Raw genomic sequence first — 21,328 nt, 5'->3', positions numbered from 1 at the left:
TTTTGTAGTCCTGATGAGCTTTGCTAACACAATTGCAACTTTGGTCATCTTGGTTCTTATTAATTCTTTAGTTCCCTTTATATAGGCCCGTATTTCCCTTTTCCAACAAAGGCATAAGAGACTGGACGATGTCCTGGTTAATATGGGATATATTTTTGGTTTCGTAAGGGTCCGAAGCATGATCGTAAAGTTCCACGGTGGGTTCCTCTTCTCTAAAGTATTTGGTTAATCTGTATCTATCCGTTCTCAACGAAATTCCATTTCTGAAATAACTATAAGCTGTCTGATCGGTATTGGATTTATCGGCAATAAAACTATCCCTAAAGCTTTCCCCGTCTATTTTATGTTTCATATCTATATGGCACATTTCCATTATGGTTGGATAAATGTCCACGGTCTCTAAGATGGTTTTTACCTTTTTATTCTGATGTTCCTCAAAGGGTGATCTTATGATCAAGGCACTATTCAAGGCATTTTCAAACAGGGTATGTTTTCCCCAAACCCGCTGATCTCCCAGATGCCAACCGTGGTCCCCCCATATCACGATAATGGTATTTTTATCCAATCCCAATACTTTTAGTTCATCCCATATCATCCCTATTTGCGCATCTATATAACTTATGGAAGCTAAATAGGCATGTCCCAACTTTTTTGCATAATCAATGGAAACTGGTTCTGATAGGTTTGGATGTTCATCGCCAAGGGCGTATCCATTAAATTCGCCGCTTTCATGTAAACTTTTCAAGCTTATGTTTTCTGGAATATTGGGATTTGGGGAAACAGGTATCTGTTCCCTGTCATAAAGGTCCCAGTACTTTTTGGGTGCATTAAACGGAAGATGTGGCTTAAAAAATCCTACTCCCATAAAAAAGGGGCTTTTCTTATCCTTTAGTTCCCTGAGTTTTGCAATGGCCAGTTCGGTGGTAAGTCCATCTGGATAACCCTTGTCGTTCACTTCCCCTGCTTCATATGGCTTTACCTGTTTCTTTAGGCTTTGGCGATTTTCTCCGTTTGCGTAGGCAAAGAAGGCGTTCCAACCCGTGCCCCATTTACCTGGATTGAACAAGAGTTCGTCCCAGCTATGTGGCAGCTCTTTTTTTGTGGAAACCGGTTCTTCATAACCGTAGACCAAACCGTCGGAAGAGTGACTAATTTTGCCTATACCAACTGTGTAGTAGCCATTCCGTTTAAGGTGATGGATAAAGGTCTCCGGAACATTACTTTCCTTTGCATTGGATATTTCCATTTCAATAGCACTGTTCTTCAAATGTAATGGCTTGCTTGGGCGCATACCGGTTAATAGCGCATATCTAGACGCCCCGCAGGTAGGGACCTGTACAAAGTGATTCATGAAAACAGATCCTTCGGACGCCAAAGCATCCATATTTGGCGATTGAACAATCCGATGGCCATAAGCACCCAATTCTGTTCGTAGATCATCAACGGCAATAAACAGAACATTGGGTGGATTTTGTGCTTGCTTGCATTGCAGATTACTTCCCAGGAATACTAGAATTGCCAGTAGGACAAATGGTTTTTTAAAAAGGGTTGGCATGGGTAAATTATATTATAGGGTTAAAATAGCTTCAAATTTATGGACTGGAACAATATTAAGCCAACCGGCCTGAATCTTTAAGGAAATCAAAAATTAATTTATCAACCTCGGATACGCTTTCCCTGTCCTTGTAATTCAGCCAAAAAATTTCACCTACTTCCGGGTCAAAGTTAAGTTCTCCTGTATATTCGGAGGAATAACAGGTTGATCTGACCAATATATTGGGTTTCCTGCCGTCGGCCCGTGCTTCAAAAATCCCCAAATGTTCAAAGGAAGAGATTTCTAAAATTATTCCCAGTTCATTTTTGATTTCCCGGGACAAAGTCATTACGTCCGACTCTTTTAGTTCTTTTTGTACCACCGGAAGCATATAGTTGTTTTTTCCTTTAGGCCTAATGGCCAATAGCTTTTGGTCCACGATAAAGATCCATGCCAATTGATCTATGATTTCGGACGAAGGCTCAATATAGTAATCAATGGAATTTAGGGAGTGATTCTTATCAATAGAATCCAAAAGTTGATCTATGGCTGTCCCAAATTTGGTGAGTGTCCCTAACTTGTGGTTTCGGCCAAGGGCACTGGAAATGGTCTCGTCCCGATTGCCAAACTTATAACCGTCCTTCTTGATCCAGACCAGGTTTAAAAGATGCTGCATCCCAACATTTCCCAATTGATCTATGGATATGGCAATTTTTAGAAGATACTCTCCCAGTCCCACTATGCCTTTTTGGATTAGTCCATGAAAAACACCATAAATAAAACCCAAAGGGAGGGTGAAAATGAGTAAAAATATAGAGATGAAGAACAGGAGGATCCCAATCAACGGATTCACCTTTTTGTCTACCTTATAGACTTGTTTTTTTAAAATCATTGGCCTTAGTTGGTTGCTTAAAGGTATAAAATAATTTTTGTGGAGGGGAGGAGTTTTGAAAGTGATATTGGGAATGGGGAAAATGAAATCATTTCAATAATTAAAAGTGTAGATGCAATAATATTAAATAAATGCTATATTTGAGAAATTCAAAAATTAGGGCATGACCAATTGTTTATTATTTAAAAAAAGAGCTATGTCCTTTTTATATTTCGACTTCTAATCCTGTTATGTATAATTTAAGCTTCTCCGTTAGATCCAAATAATCATTTTAATAACTTATTGATGAAAAATTACATTGCCCTTGTCCTTGGCGTTTTTATAATATTCTTGAATTCTTGTGATAGCAAAAAAAGGGAAGGCGAACCCCGAATTTTGGTCTTTTCTAAGACTATGGGCTTTAAGCATGCTTCCATACCCAAAGGATTGGAAGCAATTCAAAAGTTGGGAAAGGAAAACAATATTGGTGTAGATACGACGAAAAATGCCGATGTCTTTAATGATGACGACTTAAAAAAATATTCTTCAATAGTATTTTTGAGTACCACAGGCAATATATTGGATGCCAAACAAGAGGCCGCTTTTGAAAGGTATATTCAGGCAGGTGGAGGTTTTGTTGGGGTACATGCCGCAACTGATACCGAATATGATTGGAATTGGTATGGAAGATTGGTAGGGGCCTACTTTGCCAGTCATCCTGCAGGTACACCGGCTGCGGATTTTATTATTAAGGACAACACTTTTGGTGCTACCAGCATGTTTACCGATTCTATCTGGCACCGTAGTGATGAACTCTATAATTTTAAGAAAATAAACCCTGAGGTAAAGGTTTTGATGACCGTTGACGAAAAGAGCTATGAAGGGGGTATTAACGGAGATCATCACCCTATGAGCTGGTATCACGAATACGACGGCGGTCGTTCCTTTTATACCGCCTTGGGCCACACTGAGGAAAGTTTTTCCGAAGAGTTGTATTTAAAACATCTATTGGGAGGTATTCAATATGCCATAGGGAAGAATGAAATCCTGGATTATACAAAGGTTACTACTCAGATTCCTCCGGATACCGATCGCTTTACCAAAGTTTCTTTGAAATATGGCGACTTTTTTGAGCCTACGGAAATGGCCGTTTTACCCAATAATGATATTTTGATCTCCCAACGAAGGGGCGAGATAATGTTGTACAAAGCAGCTACAAAAGAATTGTCCCAGGTGGGATTTTTGGATGTTTATAACAAAACATTGAGTGCAAATGCAAATGCGGAGGAAGGACTAATGGGCTTACAGAAAGATCCAGATTTTGAGGCCAACCATTGGATTTATTTGTACTACAGTCCAACAGGCGATAAGTGGGTGAACCGTTTGTCCAGGTTTAAATTTGAGAACGATGTTTTGGATACCACTACCGAACAAATCATTCTTGAGGTGGATAGTCAGCGTGAAATATGTTGCCATACAGGTGGGTCCATAGCTTTTGGTCCTGATAACATGTTGTATTTGTCTACAGGGGATAATTCCACTCCATTCAGTGAAAAAGGGGTGAAATACGTGAATAGTGGTTTTGCTCCTTTAAACGACTTACCAGGAAAAGAACAATACGATGCCCGTCGATCTTCTGGAAATACCAATGATCTGAGAGGAAAAATATTGCGGATTAAGGTAAAAGAGCATGGAAGTTATAGTATTCCTGAAGGTAATTTATTCCCTGAAGGAACTGCCAAGACCAGACCTGAAATATTTACTATGGGTCATCGTAATCCATATAGGATTTCGGTAGATCCCAAAAGAGGTTATGTATATTGGGGAGATGTGGGGCCAGACGCTAGGGCAGATAGTTTGGATACTAGAGGTCCCAGAGGTTATGATGAAATGAATCAGGCCAGGGAAGCTGGAAATTTTGGTTGGCCGTTATTCGTTGCAGACAATAAGCCCTATCGCGACTATGATTATGCTACCGGGGAAAGTGGTGAAGCCTTTGATCCCGAAAAGCCTATCAACGATTCAAAAAATAATACAGGGCTAAGGGAACTTCCTAAGGCTATACCGGCATACGGTTTTTATCCATATGTAGCATCTCAGGAATTCCCGCAAACAGGTACTGGAGGCAGAAACGCTATGGCGGGACCTGTGTATTATTCTGATCTCTATAATGGTCCTAATGCCCTACCAGAGTATTACGATGGTAAAGTGTTGGTTTATGATTGGATACGTGGCTGGATGATGGCCGTTAGCTTATTTCCCAATGGGGAATTCAATAAGATGGAACCATTTGCGGATCATATTAATGTAAATAACCTTATAGATATGGAAGTTGGTCCTGATGGTAGGGTGTATCTATTGGAGTACGGTAGCGGTTGGTTTTCTAAAAATGATGATTCTGCTTTGAGTTATATAGAATACAATGCGGGCAATAGGCCTCCGTTGATAGAAAATATTACTGTTGATAAAACATCTGGAAAACTTCCTTTGACCATTACTGCAAAAGTAGAGGCAAGGGATAGGGAGCAGGATAACATGACCTATGTGTGGGATTTTGGGAATGGTGAAACCAAGGAAACTACTACCCCAGATATTACCTACACCTATGAAAATGTAGGGGATTATATTATGTCCGCCACTGTTTTGGATATCAAGGAGGCTTCGGCTAAAAGCCAAGTGCTTAACATAGTGGCCGGTAATTCCAGACCGGAAGTGTCTATAGAAATCAATGGAGGAAATTCATCTTTTTTTATGCCAGGGGTGGCTTTGAACTATAAAGTTTCCGTGACCGATCCAGATGGTTCCGTGATTGATGGGGACAATATTTTTGTTTCTATAGATTATCTGGAAGGCATGGATGAGGCCTCGCTTTCTTTGGGACATCAAGAAGTTTCGGCGGCCGTTACCGGAAAAGCCTTAACATTGGCATTGGACTGTAAAACCTGCCATAAGGAAAAGGAAAAATCAGTTGGACCCATGTACCGCGATATCGCTGAAAAGTATAAAAATGATAAAAAGGGGCTAAGCTATCTGCAGGGCAAAATTATTGCAGGAGGTAGTGGTGTTTGGGGAGAAGTAACCATGCCTGCACATCCCAACATGACAAAGGATGAATCAAGACAGATAGGTCTGTATATCCAGTCTCTAGCAAGTACGGCCGTTAAAAAGAAATCCTTGCCTGCAGCGGGAAGCATAATTCCAAATCCTACTAAGGGCGCTACCGTAATGGTGATTACGGCCAGTTATACAGATAATGGGGAAAACAATGTTAAACCGTTAACGGGGTCTAAATCGGTAGTATTGCAAAGAGACGCCAATGCTGACAATGAAGGAACCAAGTAAAGGTTTTTTTTGGTGAATTACCTTATTGGGATAGTTGTAAAAGTGGCAACCCTAAAGGGTAAGTTTTGTGAAATTGGATGCTATCTGGTGGATTGATTTTTTTTACGATCCTCCAGGTTGATATCTAAAGCCTTTAATGGGTAAATGGGTCCGAATAATGAGTCATAATTGCCATTTTATCTTTCGGGTCAGTTATTCATCCAGTTTTTAAATTCGGCGGCTTTGGCCTTGCTGACTACTACTCGCTCTCCATGCACTGGCATTACGTTTACGATAAGTTTTCCATTGAAATATTGCTTTATGCCAGAAATAGCATCTCTTTGAACAATAAATTGGCGGTTAAGGCGGTAAAAAATGTCAGGGTCAAGGTCATTTTCAATATCTTCTAATTTTTGTTCTATGATATACGTTTGTTTATCCTTGGTAACCGCTTTAACGATGCCATTATCAATATATAGGTAGGCAATTTTGTCTGTCTTTAATGGTATCAATTCATCTCTGTGATGGACCAAATACATTGATTTGTAGCCTTTTTTCTGGTCTTTTAATAAATGCAGTAATCCCTCGACTTGATTAGAAATAAGGCCCTTACCTTTTTTCTGCTCTTTAAATTGAATTAGACTTTCTTCCAACTCATCCTCATCTATGGGTTTCAATAAATAATCGATGCTATTAAGTTTGAAAGCTTTTAAGGCATATTGGTCATAAGCGGTAGTAAAGATTATGGGAGCATCAATTTTAATGGCGTCAAAAATTTCAAATGACAACCCATCGGCCAGGTGTATATCCATAAAAACTAGGTCGGCCCCCTGATTTCGGGAAAAATAATCGACTGAGGTTTTTACCGAGTCAAGAACTGCCAATACCTCAATGGTATCCTCCAAGTTTTTTAGCATATAGACAAGATTTTCACTTGCCGCCAATTCATCTTCTACAATAACTACTTTCATGTCATTTTGTTCAAAGGTAACATTACACGGAATATGTCATTTTGTTTATCAACAATAATTTGCTGCTTTCTTATCATGTAATAACGTTTGTACAGATTTAAAAGTCCGGTACCGGTACCTTCTGCCAATGTAGTCCGCGCACGTACTTTGTTTTCCACATAAATGCATTCGCCCTGTGAGTAAATTTGAACTTTTAATGGATGTGTTTCTGAAATCTCGTTATGTTTTACCGCATTTTCTACCAATAACTGTAATGCCAATGGTGGGATTTTTCTGTCAAGATATTTTTCGTCAATGGCGATATCAATTTGAAAACGGTTCCTGTATCTTGTTTTTATTAAATAGGTATAGCTTTCCAGGAATTTAAGTTCCTCTTTTAAAAAGACCAGATCTCTATCCCCGCTTTGCAATATATAACGGTACATAAAGGAAAGCTTTTTAACAAACATGGTAGCCTCCTTATTGTCTCGTATAAGGGAATTGAGTGTATTTAGGGAGTTGAAAAGAAAATGAGGGTTGATTTGATTCTTTAGGGCAGAAAGTTCATTTTGTAGGTTTTGTTGTTTTAAGTGTTCATTTTCCAGAATACTTTCACCCTGAATAATTTTTAGCCTTAAAATTCTGGAGATAAAAAGTATGATGATGAGGACAACGATGAATATAAAATCTTGAAAATCCTCTTCCCTGTTAGAAACGTCCTTTTCAATAAAAATAGGGTATACTAAATTTAGGATAGCAATAGTGGCCACTAGAATTCCAATATTGCCCACGAGCCTCAATCCCCAATCCACCAAGCGGTTCTTTCTAGGGATGCGATAAATAAAATTAGTATTGAACTGCAGTGCAGACCACGAAAAAAGGAAGAAAAACCAGAATTTTAAGTCTAGATCTACGAACAACTCACTGGAAAAAATCTCTTTATTAAAACCGGTTGACCTGAAAAGTGATATGGTGAGTGGAAGGGTCACTAAAACGGCAATCAGTAGGGCGATTTTTATTATTTCGAGCTGCTTTACCTGTTTTGGACTATCCATTTTAACCTAGTTAATTTTTAAATATAGTTCTTTATTTATCTCTATCATAGTTCCGTATATGGAATTTGATTGATCTAACAATCTTATAAAAAATAAGCCCTTGGAAATGCCAAGGGCTTAGATATAGTCGATTTATTAAGCTGTTCTTTATTTAGAGAAGGGGTTAAATCCTTTAGGAAGATAGTTCATAACCTCAAAACCAAGATTAATTTCCTCTTCCATTTCTTCTATTACAATGTCGTTTAGGTTCAGTTCCATACCGTCATATGCATTAAAGCCAATGGGAAGATATTTTGCCGGATCAAAATCCAAAACAACTTCTTCCTCCAATTCCTCAACAATAATACTGTCAAGGTCCAATTCCATTCCAGCGTAAGCATCGAATCCAATGGGGAGGTAGGTTGCCGTATTGAATCCTAAATTAATTTCTTCCTCATTTTCAATAAGGTTAATTTGATCCAAGCTTAAATTTCTTACTTCTTCATCCATAAGCAATCCTTCGGCAAAAGGGTTGTGGGATTCAATATAACAGTTAATGTCATCAGATTTTAGACATTTGTCCTTCCCTGAAAATGAGAATAATGAAAGAGATACTAGTATGGTACTTAATAGTAAAGCTGTGTTTTTCATGATATATAATTTTAATATTTTGATTTGCATTTTATTTCTGGTACAAAGATAATGGGCGTATTAGTGACTTTTAGGTGGATATTAAGTGAAGTGGACAAAATGGTGGGTGAAGCGACTTTGGATTTAACTGAAACGAACGGGATTTGGAAAATAAAGTAATAAAATTGGTGTAGTATGGCTTATGCGCAACTAGTTAAGCCAATAAGGTGGCCAGTTGTTTAAGGTCAGCTTGATGAAGGATATGGTGGGTCTAGCTAGACTAGGGGATTTTCTTTTTTAATATTTACACTGCCCGTTGTATGACTTCAAAAACCTTATTGCCATCGCACTTTAATGTCTTTGATGGATATTTAAGAATAAGGGCGTAGTCGTGGGTGGCCATAAGGATGGTCCTTCCTGTTTTGTTGATGTCCTGCAGCACTTTCATAACTTCTACGCTCGTCTGAGGGTCTAGATTTCCTGTAGGCTCGTCCGCCAGTATTAGATCAGGATCATTCAACAGGGCTCGTGCAATGGCAATACGCTGTTGTTCCCCGCCAGAAAGTTCATGGGGAAATTTAAAGCCTTTGGTTTTCATGCCAACCTTATCCAAGACATCTTCGATCTTGGCGTTCATTTCGCTACGGTCTTTCCAACCAGTTGCTTTTAGCACAAAAAGAAGGTTGTTGTTGACATTACGGTCAGGTAATAATTTAAAATCCTGGAAAACAACGCCTAGTTTTCTTCTCAAATACGGAATCTCCTTTTCCTTTAAAGTGGTAAGGTCGAAATCTACAATGTGGCCTGTTCCCTGTTTTAACGGGAGGTCGCCATATAAGGTTTTCATAAAGCTACTTTTTCCACTGCCCGTTTTCCCGATAAGGTACACGAACTCTCCTTTTTTTATTTCGAGGCTTATATCGTTCAATACTAAATTTTCTCCCTGAAATACGGCTACATCCTTCAGCTGCAATATGCTTTCGCTCATAGTTTTTAATGTTGATATAAATGTAATAAGTTCCTATGGAAATAAATCAAATCTTCTTAAAAAATCTTTTTCTTTATCATATACTTGAGGACAATATTTATCGTTATATAATTTAATTACGGTAATTCTTAACTTCTAGAGAACATTATGCTAAGAAAAAAAACCGCTGTAATACTGTGTTTTTTTGGGTCTTTGTTTTATGCAAATGCCCAAGAATCTAAAATTTATACTTTTGACCAGAAGGACTACCAAGAAGCTTTGGCCTTGTATAACAACAAACAGTATCAAGCAGCTCAGACAATCTTTGACAAGGTAAAAAACAATACCAGGGATGAAGAAACCCAGGCCAACAGTGCTTATTATGCCGCTACAGCGGCTATTCGCCTAAATCAGTTGGGGGCCGACAGGTTAATGGAGGATTTTGTAGAAAAGTACCCTACCTCCACCAAGCGCAATTCCGCCTACCTGGATGTGGCGGATTATTATTTTGAAACCAGTAAATATCCCTATGCCTTAAAATGGTATGCCAAGGTAGATCAGAGTTCCATGTCCAGAAAGGATAAGGAACGCTTCAATTTTAATAATGGATATGCCTTATTTTCATCCAACAAACCTAAAGATGCCGAGCGTTATCTAAATCAGGTCACCACCTCGCCCACATATGGTTCCCAAGCAAAATATTACTTGGGATATATTGCATATCAACAAGACGATTATGCACAGGCCAATCAACGTTTTGATCAGATAGCGGATCAAGAATTGTTGGAAGAGAAACTGTCCTATTATCAGGCAGATATGAATTTTAAATTGGGCAAGTTTGAAGAGGCTATCGCCCTGGCAAAAAAACAATTGCCAAAATCTGATCGTTATGAGGTCTCCGAGCTTAATAAAATTATTGGCGAGAGTTATTTCAATCTAAAACAATACGCCAATGCCATACCTTATTTAAACGAATACAAAGGTAAAAGAGGAAAATGGAGCAATACAGATTATTATCTGCTTGGCTATTCCTATTATATGCAAGGCGACTATGCAAATGGGATACAACAATTCAATAAGATAATTGATGGGAGTAATGATGTTTCGCAAAATGCATATTATCATTTGGCGGAATGTTATCTAAAATTGGATAAGAAACAGGAAGCTTTGAATGCCTTTAGAAATGCATCCCAAATGGATTTTAACCCTGAAATTCAAAAGGATGCCTACCTAAATTATGCCCGATTGAGCTATGAAATTGGGAATGCTTATGAGCCCGTTCCAAAAGTTTTAACTACTTATCTGGAAAAATATCCCAATGATGCCCATAAAGCAGAAATGCAGGAGCTGTTGGTAGATTCTTATATTACCTCAAAGAATTTTGCCGGGGCGATGGACCTTTTGGAAAAAAACAAAAATTTTGCCAGTAAGGCTACGTATCAAAAGGTGGCGTTTTATAGGGGAGTGGAATTATTTTTGGAGCTGAACTTTGAGCAAGCTTCCGTCGTATTCAAAAAATCTTTGGACAATGCGGAAGACCAATACTTCAAGGCCAGGTCAAGCTACTGGAAGGCCGAATCTGACTATAATATGAATCATTTTGATGATGCCTTGGCGGGATACCTTCAATTTAAATCCATTCCAAGTGCCAAATCTACCCCTGAATACAAGGATTTAGATTATAATTTGGCATATACCTATTTCAAGTTAAGAAATTATTCCAATGCCATAGCAGCATTTTCCAGTTATGCGGAGACCAGCAACGATGGGGTAAAATTGAATGATACCTACCTGCGTTTAGGGGATAGTTATTTTGTTAGCAGTAAGTATTGGCCTGCTATAGAAACTTATAATAAGGCAATAGCCAGGAATATACCGGAGAGTGACTATGCCGCATACCAAAAAGCATTAAGCTATGGATTTGTGGACAGGAGTGCCACGAAGATTGAGGAACTTTCCAATTTTGTATCCAGATATCCCAACTCGACCCTTAAGGATGATGCTCTGTTTGAGTTGGCCAATTCCTATGTGAGAGCCAATAACACGGAAAGAGGGTTGCAACTTTACGATCAATTGATAGGGGATTACAGAGGAAGTTCTTTGGTACCGCAAGCTATGTTACGTCAGGGGTTGGTGCATTATAATGCCAATAGAAACGAACAGGCTTTGTCCAAGTTTAAAACGGTTGTCAGGGACCATCCCAATACACAGGAAGCGCTTCAGGCCGTAACTACCGCTAAACTTATTTATGTGGATTTAGGAAGGGTAAATGAATATGCCCAGTGGGTAAAAGGGCTTGACTTTGTGGAGGTGACGGATACCGAATTGGACAATGCCACTTTTGAATCTGCGGACAAACAATATATAGAAGGTAACCAGGATGCTGCCATTAAGGGTTATGAAACCTATATTAAACAATTTCCAAACGGTTTAAATACATTGAAGGCCAATTTTAATTTGGCACAATTGTATTTTGGAAAGGGCCAAAAGGATAAAGCCTTGCCCTATTTTAAAAATGTAGCAAGTAGAGGAATCAATGAATATGCCGAACAGGCCCTTACAAGGGTGTGTGAGATTTATGTAGGCAAGAATGATTATGTTACTGCCATTCCTTATTTGGAACAATTGGAGTCCAAGGCTGAAATTCAGCAGAACATCACTTTTGCCCAGTCCAATTTAATGAAAGGCTATTATGAGCAGTCAGACTATGGCAAGACCATTGCGTATGCCGGAAAAGTGTTGTCTAATTCCAAAATAGACAACCGTATAAAAAGTGATGCGCAAATAATGATAGCAAGATCGTCCATTAAGACCAATGATGAAAACAGGGCGGAAAAGGCGTATGCGGAAGTGTTGAAGATTGCTACGGGAGATTTGGCGGCAGAAGCACTTTATTATGATGCCTATTTTAAGAATAAGGCCCAAAATTACGAGGCATCCAATGCTTCAGTTCAAAAATTGGCAAAGGATTATGCCGGATATAAGGAATGGAGCGCAAGGGGATTGATCGTTATGGCCAAAAATTTCTACGCCTTGGGAGATGCATTCCAAGCAACCTATATTTTGGATAGCGTTATTGCCAATTTTGGTGATTTTCCAACTATTGTGGCCCAAGCCAAACAAGAGTCATCCATAATTAAGGCCAAAGAAGCCCAAAGTAATTCCTCCATTAGTACAGATGGAAATTAAAAATTCCTTGCAAAAAGAACAATATATGCACAAGCACATAAAAATTTCCATAGTTGCCATTACTGGTTTATTTCAAATCGGATTGGCACAGGACGATAAAAAAGACATAGGTACGGAAACGGTGACAGTGGTAAAGGCCTATGCGCCTACCATTTCAGATGCTTTTAAGGTGAAATCGATGCCCACCTTGAACGATTCCATCGTTCTACAAAAGAAACCTATTAATTACAGTATATTTTCAGTCCCAGTGGTATCTACCTTTACGCCTGCCAAGGGTAAGGCTTCAGGGGTAAAAAAGACTCCACCGGAAAAAATATATAATTCCTATGCATCCGTAGGCTTGGGCAATTTTAATAATGCCTTGGTGGATTTTTATACCAGTAGTGCCCTGAATAGGGATGAGCGATTGGATCTAAGCCTTAATCACCATTCCTCTAGGGGGGAAATTGCCGGTACTGCTTTGGATAATGTATTTTACAATACCAAATTGGATGCCAACTACACCAAAAAGGATAGGGACTTAAGTTGGGGAGCCAATATTGGGGCGCAGCATCAATTATATAATTGGTACGGAATTCCCAATGGATATTACACAGAGGAAACGGTGAACGGCATTGATGAAAAGCAGAACTATTTTAATGTATTTGCAGGTGGTTTTGTGGAAGTGGAAGATTCTTTTTTTAAGAGCGTCAATTTAGTGGTGAGACGGTTTTGGGATGCAACCAAATCAGGTGAAAACAGAGCAGTTTTAAAGCCGGCCTTCGAATTTCCTTTGGGAGATGAATTATTGACCCTCAAGGCTAAAGTGGATTATTTGGGCGGCAAGTTTAAAAATGGACAGGTTGCCAATGATTCCAATATTCCTGGCATAGATTATTCCCATTTACAGGCGGGGATAAATCCCAATATAAATATCTTAGGGGATGATCTTTCGCTTAATCTTGGTGTGAATTTGGTGTATGGTATGGATTTGGAAAATAGTGAGGGTAATTTTTATATTTATCCTACTATAACGGCATCCTATCGTTTATTGGATGAGGTGGCCATTGCCTATGGAGGGGTAGAAGGGGAGTTGAAGCAAAACTCGTTCTATGGCTTTGTGGAAGAGAACCCATATGTTTCCCCTACCTTGGACATTCAGCCCACGGACCAACAGTACGATGCTTACATAGGTTTAAAGGGACAATTATTGCCCAACCTTAGCTATAACTTAAAAGGGTCTTATACGGCCGAGAATAGAAAACCACTCTTTATACTAAATCCTGAAAATACCTCCAGGACCGATGATAAAGGCTATTTCTATGGAAATAGTTTTCAGGTGTTTTATGATGATGTTAAAACATTGGGAGTTTTTGGGGAATTAAATGTAGATGTAAATCGTAATTTTAGCTTGGGTATTAATGTGCAAGTGAACGATTACGATACAGAAACCGATAATCCAGCATGGAACCTGCCCGGTCTTACCGCTTCCACTTTTATGGATTATCAAATAGGGGAGAAGTGGTTCTTGGGTGCCAATCTATTTTACGTAGGGGAACGCGATGATCTATACACTGTGGCGTCTCCTGGAACCCTGCCAGAAAATTTTACCATGGAGGCGAAGACTTTGGACAGCTATTTTGATGCCAATGCACATATAGGCTATCGGGTAAATAATCAATTATCCGTGTTTGCAAAGGCCAATAATATAGCCAACCAGAACTATATGCGTTGGAACAATTATCGGGTACAAGGTTTTCAGGTATTGGCCGGAGCCACGTACAAGTTTGATCTTTAGTATAAAAATGATACTTGGAATTAGCGGTTGGTCATGATTTGCCAAAAACCCCGTGGTATATTGTGGTCGCCGTAAATGTACCTTCTGCCTTTCTGCCTCCTTTTTGGGAAGGTAAAAGGCAGTAAGGTATTTTTATTATCAGTATAGCCTAGTCAATATTTATTGTACTACAACGAATTGGCAGGTCTTGTTTAATGTTGCATTCCCTTTATTTGCTACTTTAGAGGTACTTAAACATATTTAATGGTTCTCGCCATTACCATAAAACGATTTTTAAATGTTGTGTGCATGGGCTGCGCCCTGATTCTTATGTCCCAAAATTTGGTGGAAAACCCCAGTTTTGAATCTTTTTTGGAATGCCCAGATCGTTTAGGGAATTTTGGGCAAGACCTTAAATATTGGTCCGTACCCACTCTCGGTAGCACCGATTATTTTAATGCCTGTAGTCTTAGTATGGGGGTACCCAACAATTTCATGGGAAAACAGATGGGAAAATTTGGGGAGGGTTATTTGGGCTTTTATATGTACGCCCCTGAAGATTATCGGGAATATATACAAGGTGAACTAAGGCATCCTTTGCAAAAAGATCTTACCTATACGCTTTCCTTTTATATTAATTTGGCCGAGAATTCTGACTATGCCGTACGTGATTTTGATATTTTATTGTCTGCCAAACCATTGGAGATCAAAATAAAGAAGGGACTCTCCAAATGGCAACTTTCTAAAATTGAGGGCAACAATTTTACCTTTATTGAGATTTTGGGCGACCAATTCATTATCGATGAGATTTCTTGGACCAAAGTGTCCACTACCTTTGTTGCCAATGGTGGTGAGCAGTTTATTACGGTTGGTAATTTTAAGGACAATGCCTCTACAAGGCGACAGAAATTGGTGAAGGAAAAAAATGTGAAGGGGGCCTATTATTACTTGGATATGATATATGTTGGCGAGGGCATCCAGTCCTATGCCTTGGACGAGGCCCATGTTTTTGAGAACGTATTTTTCAATTTTGATGAGTTTGAACTCGGGAATAATGGCGCACAGGAGATAAAGCGCGTATTCAATTATTTGCAATCCGATAGTACTTTGCAGATCGTTATCAATGGATATACTGATAGTTTGGGCACCAATTCCTACAATATGGAACTTTCCAATAAACGTGCAACTGCTGTTGCCAATAGGTTGATCCAGTTGGGTTTGGCAAGCAAAAGAATTACTTGGAAAGGTTTTGGAGCTGCCAGACCACTTGGAAATAATGTTGATGAGGGGGGAAGGGCGCAAAATAGGAGGGTGGAATTTATAATCTCCAAAACCCTTGAATAGTGAGTATTTTAAAGGGTGGGCGAATTTTTTTTAGTTTCTTGTTAAAATTCTTGGCTTTAAATGATTGTGGTTCAAACTTTTGGAACTATATTTGATTTATAATTAGTAATTAATTTAAATTTTAGTAATGAGTAGAGGAACAGTAAAATTTTTCAACGATGCCAAAGGATTTGGGTTCATCACGGAAGAAGGTTCTAACAAAGAACATTTTGTACACATCTCTGGTTTAATCGACGAAGTTCGCGAAGGCGACGAAGTTGAGTTTGAACTTAAAGAAGGAAAAAAAGGATTAAACGCAGTAAACGTTAAAGTTATTTAATAAATACTTTTTCATTTCTTAAGACCCAAAGCCTATCAGACGATAGGCTTTTTTTATTCGTGAGACCCGTATTTCAAAAGCCGCAGGCGCATTGGAATAGGATAGTCGAACGAACCCCGCCTTTTGACGTGGTTTTCGGTTTAATACCCAGATCTTGACGGTTTAATGCGCCGAGCTTCGGGTACGTCCCTTATAGGAGTCCAGTATTGGGTTTAGGTTTTAATGCCATTTATTAAGTTATGAAGTTGGAAATTGTTGCTCCGCGATGTGCTGATGTGACTATATCCTTTATACCTTCGGGTGGCTATGTTTTTATTCTTTATATTGGATTTTGGAAACATTGGTAGACGTACTGGCACATCCCAATATTAATACGTTTGGTTTCCTTTATTAACTAAATGTAATTGTTCCTATGTTTGAATATTTGGATAAAATAAAATTACTGATAGACAAAATGTCTGTTGATCAACAGAATCAATTGGTCACTGCCTCAAAAATGGTAGCGAAGGTTATTGAGAACGATGGCATAATTCACACTATCGGTACTGGTCATTCCCAAATGATTGGCATGGAAATGTTCGGTAGAGCGTCCAATCTGGCCAATGTAAATGCCATTATGGACGACATGGTACTTATGGCAAGCGGGGCAAGGAGATCTGCAGAAATGGAGCAAGTAAGTGGTCTTGCCCAAATTCTTTGGAACAAATATCAATTTAATAGGGGAGACGTATTGATCGTTGTATCAAACTCTGGTAGAAATGCACTGCCATTGGAGATGGCCATGAAGGCCAAGAAGAAAGGTTTAAGGACGATAGCGATCACTTCTTTGGAACAATCTAGAAAGTATGCTTCTAGGCATGAAAGTGGAAAGAAACTGTATCAGATCGCAGATTTGGTTATTGATAATTGTGTTCCGTCAGGGGATGGGGTTATTTCAACTAAAGATCTTCTGATCGGTCCGGCTTCATCCGTACTTGGAATGATCATTGTCAATATTATTTCAACCGAAGCCATAAAAATTAATCTGGACAAAGGTGTGGATGTCGCTGTTTTTCAAAGTCAGAACATAGATGAGGCGGACAATGAAGCACTCTATCAAAAATATGAATCTCGGGTTAAACACCTTTAACATTCAATTGGGGTTTCTAAAAGAAGTCCAAAAGGGCTACAATTCCATTGTAGGAAATTATAATTGAAAAAAGAAAAGCAGCATATAATCCTATATTTAAGAAGTTATTGGCTTTGTATTGGCCCATTAGCTTTTTGTTATTGATCAGTAAAATAATCCCTAGTATTACCAAGGGCAGTACAAATACATTAAATACTTGGGATAAAATCTGCATTTCTATTGGATTGGCTCCAAAAACAGGGACAATTAGGGCAAAAAGACATGCAACGGCCGTAATTATCTTAAATTGTTTGGAACTGGTGTCCAATTCCCCGGACTGGTAATCGGCCAATAGGATGGGGGCGATCAATAGGCAGGGAAATATAGAGGACAGACCAGCACTTAAGGTTCCGAAGAAAAACAGTGTCAACGCGAATTTTCCTGCGACGGGTTCCAAGGTATTTACCATATCCAATACTTTAGTGACCGGTTGACCTTGATGAAATAGGGCGCCACTGGCTACGGCCATAACCGATGCACTAATGACGAAGACCAGACAGGCGGCTATTATCGAATCCTTTTTTTGTTGCTTAAGGTTGTTGATATTCCATCCTTTACCCTTAACAAATAACGGTCTGGATAAAAAAGTAGCAGCGGCCATGGTGGTACCCACAAAGGCGGCTACCATCATTTTACCACCTTCCACCTCGGGGATGGACGGTATTAACCCTTTAGCAACCTCAATAGGCAAGGGGTAGACCATAAAAAGTGATATAAAAAAGGAAAGTCCCATAATGGTAACGAAAATCACCAATATCTTTTCAAAGAAGGCATATTTTCCCACTAAGAGGAATCCATACATGACTATAATGACCACAATAGCAATTAATAAAACTGCCTCATATTGATAGCCTTGTAAATTGGGAAAATAGATTAGGAATATCTCAAAGATAATGTTCGCAGAAATCCCTAAAATACCCATTAAGGAATTCCATTGTCCAAAAGAGATTCCTATAATAATCATTATGGCAATAATCTTGCCCCATTTCAGGTGCTTCTTAAAAGCGTACAAGGCTGTTTCCCCGGTAACCAGTGCAAAATTGCCATATGCAAACATCAAGATTCCTGAGAACACACAACTTAATAGCAAAACCCATAACAATTGCATACCGTAAGTGCTTCCTGCAACGATCATTGAGGTTACACTCCCCGTACCAATAGTATATCCAATGGCGAATATTCCAGGACCAAAGGCCAATACTAAAGCTAAAATCTTTTTTAGTAATGATTTCTTTTTGGTCGAAGTTGGCATAGCTTTAGTTTCTTAATTTTATGATGGACCCTAAGGTGAGGCGAACGGTATTCTCCAATCCTACAAAATCTTTTTTGTTCAATATATCCTTGCTGATAAGTTGGGAACCCAGTCCTACGCAGGTTACGCCGGCATCAAACCAGCCCTTTAGGTTGGAAACTTCTGTAGTTACTCCTCCAGTAGGCATAATACTTGTCCAAGGTTGTGGTCCTTTAATGGCCTTTACAAAAGAGGGGCCGTAGGTGGATCCAGGAAATAATTTTACGATTTCGCAACCCATTTCCTCGGCTGTATTAATTTCGGTCAGTGAACCGCAGCCCGGTGACCAAAGTACTTTTCTTCGGTTGCAGGCAATGGCAATATCCTCCCTTAGGGAAGGGGTTACAATAAAATTGGCACCCATTTGCATATATAGTGATGCCGCGGCAGCATCTGTTATTGAACCAACTCCCATAATCATGCCCGGCAGTTCTTTAATGGCAAATTTGTTCATTTCAGAAAAGACTTCGTATGCGAAGTCGCCACGTGCGGTAAATTCCATCAACCTGGCACCACCGTCGTAGCAGGCTTGCAACACTTTTTTGCCAAGTTCTATATCTGGATCGTAGAATAAGGGCACCATACCTGATTCCTTCATTGCCGTTGCTACTTCTAATCTTGAATATTGTGCCATTCGCTTTTTATACTTTGTTTAATATCTTGTTGAAATCATAATCCGAGGGATTATCCAAATAAACCTTTGCGCGGTCATAATCTTTTTCCTCCAAATAGTGTAGATTTTGAAAACAAAGTCGGATAAATTCCGAATCGATATCCACCAATCTAGGTGCTATCTTTCCATCCTTATCCTGAAGGTCTTTCAAAAAAAGTGGTGATACTTCTCCTCTCGAATTGGCGGTAACAATACATCCACTAAGGCCTTCATCGAATAATTTCTTGACTCCCAGACCCAAAAGGGTACATAATGTTAGGTCAAAACCAATGGGACGGCAACATCGGAGTTCATAGCCCAGTTCAACGGGCCTACTTTTAATTTGGATATCCAGTTCTTTCAATCTCCGCTGCACCAGCATGTTAAAAATGTGGGATTTACTAACATTGCCCAATTCGGGATGACCGTGATCGTCGTATGTAAAATTTATTCCGCAATGTTTAATTTCAGAATCTGGCATTATATGGAATATGCCTTCACTTACTAGGGCAACGCCATAATTTATATTTTCTATTTTTCTTTTGACCATCGAGGAGATGATCATTCGGACTACCTTATCGAAAGTAATATTGGTCTTATTGAACATTTCAGGAATAATCATCATTGGAAAATGACAGCTAGCTGCAATTCCAAGAGCCAAATGTCCTGCAGACCTTCCCATGGTGGACATAACGAACCAGTTTTCACTGGTACGAGCGTCTTCATAGGTAGTAGTGCCAATTCGCACTCCCTCGTCCTTTGCGGAATGAAAGCCAAAAGTTGGATTCCTGTCCGGTAATGGAAGATCGTTGTCTATGGTCTTGGGAACATGAATATTGGATATGACAATGTTTTCTTCCTTCAAATAACCCGTAATTCTATTGGCAGTAGAGGCTGTGTCATCACCACCAATACTCACCAATAGTTTTACATTATTTTCAGAAAAAAGGGTAGTATTCAATTTTTCATTGCCGGGTTTGAATCGACTCATGATCAAGGTGGACCCTCCTCTGCTAAAAATTCGATCGGCATGGGGGAAATCGAATTCTTTTATTTTGGGATGTTCTGAAAAGATGCCTTTAAAGCCCTCATGTAATCCAATTACCCTATAACCATCCTTTAGAAAAATCTTTGCCACAGTGCCTATTACGGCATTGATACCGGGCGCAGGACCTCCTCCGCAAATAATTAATATGGATTTTTTTTTGGACATTTTTGTTTTTTGGAACATCACTTCAATTACAGAGCTATTGCCACCCTACAATTTTTTTGAAATTGATACTACCCTTTTTAATTTGTTTAATGAATTAAGTGTTAGCTAAATACCAACGCATCATTATTATTAACCTTGCTTACCACAAGGAATGAAATCTCAACGGAATCAAGCTATGCCACCAAGTCCACAACTTCCGTTGCACTACCTTAATCTTATTAGGGGTGTTCCGGAAGCCACTTTGATGTTTGTTAAATCATCGTGAAACCTGGAGGCAATCTTTTCTGTTCTCTATGTTTTTAGATTCCTAAACCTTGTCCTCCACCAATTTGGATAGTTTCGGCTGTAAGGAAAGCAGCATCTTTTCCTGCCAAAAATGAAATTACAGAAGCTACTTCTTCAGGTTGCCCCAATCTTCCCAATAAAATATTGTTTTTCCAAGAAGCGAAAACTTCAGGTTTGGTAGATTTAATTTCAGTATGGAAAGGCGTGTCTATAGTACCTGGAGATACGGCGTTTACTCTAATTCCGTATTCGGCAAGGTCTTTAGCCAATGCCCTGGTTATTGCATGAACACCCGCTTTGGACGTTCCATAAATTCCAGCTCCAGGTCCTCCGGCATTCCAACCGGCAATGGATGTATAGTTAATTATGGTAGGAAGATCTCCCTTTTTAAGATAAGGTATGGCAGCTCTTGAAGCGAAAAACACTGAATCCAGATTTAAAGCCATTACAAATCTGTAAAAATCTGTTGTCATTTCTTCAAACCTAGATCTTCCGCCAAGTCCACCAGCATTATTTACAAGAACATCAATCTTTCCGTATTTCTTGCCAATTTTATTAATGTTTGCTGTTACTTCTTCTTCTTTTGTAACGTCAAATCCATAATATTCAGCGGTGATGCCTTCCGTAGTAAGCTCTTTAATTCTTTGAACTCCTGCTTCATTATCAATACCGTTTAATACCACGGTATATCCGTCTTTACCCAATCTTTTTGCTACTTCGAAACCAATTCCACCGGTAGCTCCGGTTATTACTGCTACTTTTCCGTTTAAATTACTCATATCTCTAATTGTTATTATATTTTAA

General features: G+C 39.0%; 16 protein-coding genes. 6 read left to right on the top strand and 10 right to left on the bottom strand.

Annotation, left to right across the window (positions count from 1 at the left end; genetic code table 11):
- Positions 1 to 67 precede the first annotated feature (67 nt).
- Both MWU78_RS06050 and MWU78_RS06045 read right to left on the bottom strand, forming a co-directional pair.
- The gene (locus MWU78_RS06050) at positions 68 to 1,555 is read right to left on the bottom strand and encodes a sulfatase (protein ID WP_246995942.1); all 1,488 of its coding nucleotides are present in this window, start codon (positions 1,553 to 1,555) and stop codon (positions 68 to 70) included.
- A gap of 55 nt (positions 1,556 to 1,610) precedes the next feature.
- Entirely contained in the window at positions 1,611 to 2,426 is an 816-nt protein-coding gene (locus tag MWU78_RS06045) for an NUDIX domain-containing protein (RefSeq protein ID WP_246995940.1), read from the bottom strand.
- A gap of 285 nt (positions 2,427 to 2,711) precedes the next feature.
- Here MWU78_RS06045 and MWU78_RS06040 point away from each other — a divergent pair, with 285 nt between their 5' ends.
- Positions 2,712 to 5,747, top strand: coding sequence for a ThuA domain-containing protein (locus tag MWU78_RS06040; protein WP_246995938.1), 3,036 nt, complete (start codon positions 2,712 to 2,714; stop codon positions 5,745 to 5,747).
- Positions 5,748 to 5,935: 188 nt separating this feature from the next.
- On the opposite strand, the gene MWU78_RS06035 is transcribed toward MWU78_RS06040, so the two are convergent.
- The 4 genes from MWU78_RS06035 to MWU78_RS06020 all read right to left on the bottom strand — a co-directional run bounded on the left by MWU78_RS06035 (position 5,936) and on the right by MWU78_RS06020 (position 9,328).
- A complete protein-coding gene (locus MWU78_RS06035) occupies positions 5,936 to 6,697 on the bottom strand; it encodes a LytTR family DNA-binding domain-containing protein (RefSeq protein ID WP_246995936.1) in 762 nt (253 codons plus the stop codon).
- Positions 6,694 to 7,731 carry a histidine kinase gene (locus MWU78_RS06030; RefSeq protein ID WP_246995934.1) on the bottom strand — a complete coding sequence of 346 codons (1,038 nt, stop codon included), beginning with the start codon at positions 7,729 to 7,731 and terminating at the stop codon, positions 6,694 to 6,696. Before MWU78_RS06030 ends, MWU78_RS06035 begins: the two co-directional genes overlap by 4 nt.
- Before the next feature lie 147 nt (positions 7,732 to 7,878).
- Positions 7,879 to 8,361 carry a hypothetical protein gene (locus tag MWU78_RS06025; protein ID WP_246995932.1) on the bottom strand — a complete coding sequence of 161 codons (483 nt, stop codon included), beginning with the start codon at positions 8,359 to 8,361 and terminating at the stop codon, positions 7,879 to 7,881.
- 283 nt (positions 8,362 to 8,644) lie between these two features.
- A complete protein-coding gene (locus tag MWU78_RS06020) occupies positions 8,645 to 9,328 on the bottom strand; it encodes an ATP-binding cassette domain-containing protein (protein WP_187581709.1) in 684 nt (227 codons plus the stop codon).
- A 147-nt stretch (positions 9,329 to 9,475) separates the two neighbouring features.
- On the opposite strand from MWU78_RS06020, the gene MWU78_RS06015 reads away from it, so the two are divergent.
- The 5 genes from MWU78_RS06015 (at position 9,476) to MWU78_RS05995 (ending at position 17,044) form a co-directional block, all read left to right on the top strand.
- Entirely contained in the window at positions 9,476 to 12,496 is a 3,021-nt protein-coding gene (locus tag MWU78_RS06015; RefSeq protein WP_246995930.1) for a tetratricopeptide repeat protein, read from the top strand.
- Positions 12,497 to 12,521: 25 nt separating this feature from the next.
- Positions 12,522 to 14,273, top strand: coding sequence for a TonB-dependent receptor (locus MWU78_RS06010; RefSeq protein ID WP_246995928.1), 1,752 nt, complete (start codon positions 12,522 to 12,524; stop codon positions 14,271 to 14,273).
- A gap of 243 nt (positions 14,274 to 14,516) precedes the next feature.
- Positions 14,517 to 15,596, top strand: a complete 1,080-nt coding sequence (locus MWU78_RS06005; protein ID WP_246995926.1) for an OmpA family protein — start codon at positions 14,517 to 14,519, stop codon at positions 15,594 to 15,596.
- Between the two features lie 127 nt (positions 15,597 to 15,723).
- Entirely contained in the window at positions 15,724 to 15,915 is a 192-nt protein-coding gene (locus MWU78_RS06000) for a cold shock domain-containing protein (protein ID WP_103440382.1), read from the top strand.
- A 412-nt stretch (positions 15,916 to 16,327) separates the two neighbouring features.
- The gene (locus tag MWU78_RS05995) at positions 16,328 to 17,044 is read left to right on the top strand and encodes an SIS domain-containing protein (protein WP_246995924.1); all 717 of its coding nucleotides are present in this window, start codon (positions 16,328 to 16,330) and stop codon (positions 17,042 to 17,044) included.
- 16 nt (positions 17,045 to 17,060) lie between these two features.
- Here MWU78_RS05995 and MWU78_RS05990 read toward each other — a convergent pair whose 3' ends face one another.
- The 4 genes from MWU78_RS05990 to MWU78_RS05975 all read right to left on the bottom strand — a co-directional run bounded on the left by MWU78_RS05990 (position 17,061) and on the right by MWU78_RS05975 (position 21,303).
- Positions 17,061 to 18,335: a divalent metal cation transporter gene (locus tag MWU78_RS05990; RefSeq protein WP_246995922.1), complete on the bottom strand. Its 1,275-nt coding sequence runs from the start codon at positions 18,333 to 18,335 to the stop codon at positions 17,061 to 17,063.
- A 4-nt stretch (positions 18,336 to 18,339) separates the two neighbouring features.
- The gene (locus MWU78_RS05985) at positions 18,340 to 19,008 is read right to left on the bottom strand and encodes a bifunctional 4-hydroxy-2-oxoglutarate aldolase/2-dehydro-3-deoxy-phosphogluconate aldolase (protein ID WP_246995920.1); all 669 of its coding nucleotides are present in this window, start codon (positions 19,006 to 19,008) and stop codon (positions 18,340 to 18,342) included.
- Positions 19,009 to 19,015: 7 nt separating this feature from the next.
- On the bottom strand, positions 19,016 to 20,239 hold the full coding sequence (locus tag MWU78_RS05980; RefSeq protein ID WP_246995918.1) for a 6-phosphofructokinase: 1,224 nt from the start codon (positions 20,237 to 20,239) through the stop codon (positions 19,016 to 19,018).
- A gap of 299 nt (positions 20,240 to 20,538) precedes the next feature.
- Positions 20,539 to 21,303 (bottom strand): SDR family NAD(P)-dependent oxidoreductase, encoded by a 765-nt coding sequence (locus MWU78_RS05975; RefSeq protein ID WP_246995916.1) that lies wholly within the window; start codon positions 21,301 to 21,303, stop codon positions 20,539 to 20,541.
- Between the last annotated feature and the right edge of the window lie 25 nt (positions 21,304 to 21,328).

It is taken from the genome of Arenibacter sp. F26102 (genome assembly GCF_023015865.1).
Classification (GTDB): Bacteria; Bacteroidota; Bacteroidia; order Flavobacteriales; family Flavobacteriaceae; genus Arenibacter.
This window is presented reverse-complemented; position numbering and strand designations above follow the sequence as displayed.